The organism is Nonomuraea sp. NPDC049695 (genome assembly GCF_040674955.1).
Taxonomy (GTDB): domain Bacteria; phylum Actinomycetota; class Actinomycetes; order Streptosporangiales; family Streptosporangiaceae; genus Nonomuraea; species Nonomuraea helvata.
Window position 1 is genome coordinate 1 of sequence record NZ_JBFANV010000204.1, and the last position, 3,116, is coordinate 3,116.

Annotated in this window: 3 protein-coding genes; 1 reads left to right on the plus strand and 2 read right to left on the minus strand. The window is 66.1% G+C overall.

All coding sequences use genetic code 11. The features are described 5' to 3' along the window. Window positions 1-908 (minus strand): cytochrome P450 (locus AB0J64_RS56945; protein WP_364047093.1); only part of this gene is annotated, 908 nt, incomplete at its 3' end. A gap of 145 nt (window positions 909-1,053) precedes the next feature. After that, window positions 1,054-1,878, minus strand: a complete 825-nt coding sequence (locus AB0J64_RS56950) for a hypothetical protein (protein WP_364047096.1) — start codon at window positions 1,876-1,878, stop codon at window positions 1,054-1,056. A gap of 437 nt (window positions 1,879-2,315) precedes the next feature. Here AB0J64_RS56950 and AB0J64_RS56955 point away from each other — a divergent pair, with 437 nt between their 5' ends. Then, window positions 2,316-2,915 (plus strand): helix-turn-helix domain-containing protein, encoded by a 600-nt coding sequence (locus AB0J64_RS56955; protein WP_364047099.1) that lies wholly within the window; start codon window positions 2,316-2,318, stop codon window positions 2,913-2,915. Window positions 2,916-3,116: the final 201 nt, after the last annotated feature.

Genomic DNA, 3,116 nt, shown 5'->3' on the forward strand with positions numbered 1-3,116 from the left:
ACCGCGCCTGATGGGAGCTCGAGGTCCGCGGTCAGGCGTCGCAGCAGGCCGGGCGTGCCCGGCCCGTCGTAGCGCAGGATCTCCTCCACCGTTGAGTGCAGCAACGAAGGCGTGGCAACGAGTTCCCGATACCGCTCCGGGTGTAACAGCAGCCGATACGCTCCCCGCGAGATCATCATGGTCGTGGTCTCGAGCCCGGCCGTGATCAACGCGAACAGCAGGGTGATCAGTTCGTCTTCGCTGAGCCGGTCCTCCCCATCCCGGGCATGAATGAGGTCGTCCACAAGATCACGGCCGGGATTGGCGCGGCGGGCAGCCACCAGCTGCGCGCTGTAGCTCATGAAATCGCTGAAAGCGGCCATGCGCGCCGCCATCGACGAGCTGGATGCCGACAAGAAGGCTGAGCTCCAGCTTCGGAAACGTGGGTAGTCCTGCGTGGGCACCCCCAGCACCTGACAGATCACCCGAGAGGACAACGGCAGCGCGTAATCGGCCACCAGATCGACGCCGGAGTGGTCGGCTTGGTCCAGGAGATCATGAGCAATCTCGCGGCACGAGACTCGCCAGCGCTCGGCGGATGCCACTGTGAAGGCTCTGGCCAGGATCCGGCGTTGCCTCGCATGCTCGGGACCGTCCATGTTGATCAACACGTCGGGCACGTCGTCGACGGACATGCCTTCAACAAGCCGCGGGAGACCGGGCTCCGACAAGTCGCGACTGCTGTGCGGGCAGGTCAGCAGAGCACGCACGTCGTCGTAGCCGACCGCCGTGTCGATGCTGTCGCCGCTGGGCACCGTGGTCGGAGCAACGGGACGCGATCGGTAGCGCTCAGCCAGTGCGGGCGAGGGGGTTCCGTGCGGGCCTGGCGGCAACTCCGGCCATGCTGCGGTGTCCTGATGAGCAGTCATGAATTCTCCCTGTTGGTGTCGAATGACTGGCGCGCCGTTTGGCGCAGGCCCGCTCACCGCGTGGCCGGGGCCGCTGAGGCCTGCGGCGTGCGGTGGCAGGAGCAGCACGGCGCGGGAGACGGAGGAAGCCTGCTCCCACGGGGGATCACAGGACGACAGCTGGCTGGACGACAGGCTGCTCGTAATAGGCCCAGCTTTCGGGTGTCATGAGGGTGGAGGCGATCATCATGGCGGTCAGGCCGGGCGGGTAACCGATCACCAGCCCCATCACCGCGGTCTCCACCTCGGCCAGCATCGCGGGCTGCTCGGCGAAAGCCGCGACCGGCACGTCCCGGCAGCGGTACAGAGCGGCGCACTGCCGCTCGGCCAGCGCCGGCAAAAGGGCCTGCCGGTAGGCCGACACCTCATCACCGGCCTCATCGTCGGTCTTGTCGCCTGCTTTGACGTCCGCGTACAGCGTGCCCAGCGCCTGCCGGTAGGCGTGCTGCAGCTCGGCGATCTTCCACAGCTCGCCCATCTTCTCCGTGCGGCCGACGCGGATCTTGCCGGACATGACGCCGGTCCGATCCAGCCGGGCCTCCTCTTCCACCACGGCCACCGGCAGACCAAGGCGCGTGATCAACGCCTTGAGCTGCTGCACGCTGGGTTCGACGCCGGGGCCGAGCAGATCAGCGAGGTCAGCCCGGGTGAGCATGACCTCGGCGTAGGCGAGCCAGCCCTTCAGCACCGCGTACACCGGCCAGGCCTGCCAGCGCGCCCCCTCCGGGAAGGCGTTCTTCAGCCCGGCGTAGACCTCGTTGCCGTCGTAGATGTCACTGCCCGGCGGCTCGGCCAGGATCCGGTTCCACGCGCTGCACATCCGCACGGCCGGCATGGGCAACTCCTCCCAACCCGTCACGCACCGGTCATTGACCATCGCGACGAACGGGATGCGGCCCTGCACCGCCACGCCCTGGTAGAGGCCGTGCATCGGACGGTTACGGCCGTGCGCCGGCCGGTACACGCCGCCCGCCGGAAGATCAGAAGGTCCCGGCCCCCCCTTGGATCCGGGACCTCCTCCCGCACCCCCCGGGCGCCAGACCGGGGTGCGGGGGTCATCGCGATAACGCCAGCCATCGCCGACATGCTCACTGTGGAGTGGAGGTTGGTGTGACACGTTCAGCCCCCTGTACTGGTGATGTGATGACCCGAACCGGAGGTCCGGATCCTTGTGCTGGCGCCCTACCTCGCGTTGTCGCATCAAAGCGCCCTATGGAGCTCGAAGGAGCGCTTGGATGCGACAAACACGATCACTGCTTCACAGGGGTTCTGTCAACGGTCAATGTCGCCCAAGGGCGCACTTGTCGCATCGATGCGACATTCTGTAACCTTGATCGCAGACATCACTCTCGTCTAGGGAGACGTTTCGTGTCCGACTCACCTGACCGTCCGCCACCGTCGCATGACGTGCGAGCGGACCACCTCAGGAGCCTGCTGCAGAAGGTGGCTGACCTGTCGGCCATCGGCCCACTCTCGATTGCCGAGCGGCTCAAGCTCCTGATCAGGTTCGTTCCCGATCCCGCGACGAGCGAGCTGTACAACCAGCCGAGCCTGGCGAAGAGGTCGAAGGTAGACCGGCGCGTCATCAACAAGATCGTGCTCGGGAGGGTCACCGTACCCACCACACAGACTCTCGCTGCCCTGGCTGACAGCTTCGGAGTGCCGATCACCTATTTCACCGACCCGGATGTGGGCGCCGTACTGCGCCGCGAGCTGCAGCAGCTGGCCAGGGCTGTTGACGTCGGACAACGACTTGATGATCTGGGTGTTGTGTCGGCCAACTTCCGACTGGCCCCTGCGACGGATGCACTCCTGCATCGAGTGGTGGGACTTGTTCAGAGCGACGACGATGAAGCACCCAACATCGCGGCGGCAAACCTGGCCGCACTGGATTCGCTGGTCACCGTGCTGGAAAGCGCCAAGGCCGCCCATGCCCAAGGCAAACGCTCGAATCCGCCGACAACGTAACCCATGACCCGTTCTGGGTCCTTGAGGGACGGCCCAACCTCGTCGTCGTCTCAGTCCGCCAGCGAATCGTTTCGGTGAGGGGGAAAGCGCATCGTGTTCGACGATCGGGTGGTGCCTCTCGACGACATCGTCAGGCTGCTCCCACGGCGTTTCACCCCCCGGCGCGACATCCCAACCGTCTGCGAGAAGCTCAGCGACCTG